General features: G+C 69.7%; 1 protein-coding gene. It reads left to right on the forward strand.

What is annotated here, in order from left to right; all coding sequences use genetic code 11:
* Positions 1 to 235: hypothetical protein (locus BQ4888_RS17715; RefSeq protein WP_205748056.1), on the forward strand; the 235-nt coding region annotated here is incomplete at its 5' end.
* Between the last annotated feature and the right edge of the window lie 419 nt (positions 236 to 654).

A 654-nucleotide genomic window follows, 5' to 3' on the forward strand; every position in this document is an offset into this window, starting at 1 on the left:
CGGTGGCCTCTGGCGGGCATTCTCCGGCCTTGTTCGGCCCGTCGCAACAGCCCGGCGGGCCTCTCTTCGCGGCCGTCCCGGCGCAACCTGGCGGCCTCGCTTCGGGCGTGATCCGCTCCGGGTCTGCGGTCTGCTGAGCTGGTTCCAGGCGTCAAGGCGGACCCTCTGCGGTGGCCCGGCGGCGGTCCCCTTGACCGTTGTGCCGGTGGCTCCTGGCGGTCATTCTCCGGCCTGATTTTCCCCTTCGCAACAGCCCGGCGGGCCTCTCTTCGTCGCCGTCCCGGCGTAACCTGGCGGCCTGGCTGCGGGCGCGATCCGCTCCGGGCCTTCGGTCTGTTGAACTGGCTCCGAAAGCCCCGGCGGGCTCCCTACTGTGGCCCCGCTTCGGGCGGTCCCCTTGGCCGCTGTGCCGGTGGCTCCTGGCGGTCATGATCCGGGCGGCCTCTCCGGCTTCCTTTTCCCCTTCGCAACAGCCCCGGCGGGCCTCTCTTCGCAGCCGTCCCGGTGCAACCTGACGGCCTGGCTGCGGCGGCCTGCGGGCTCGCTGGTTTCTACTTTACCGGCCTTGCATCTTCTTGAACCAGCGGGCAAGGCCGGTCTTTGAAGGGGTCCGGTCTTCTCCAAAGCGGCTGGAAATTTCGGCCAACAGTTGGG

Origin of the sequence: Desulfuromonas acetexigens (genome assembly GCF_900111775.1) — a bacterium.
Taxonomy (GTDB): Bacteria; Desulfobacterota; Desulfuromonadia; order Desulfuromonadales; family Trichloromonadaceae; genus Trichloromonas; species Trichloromonas acetexigens.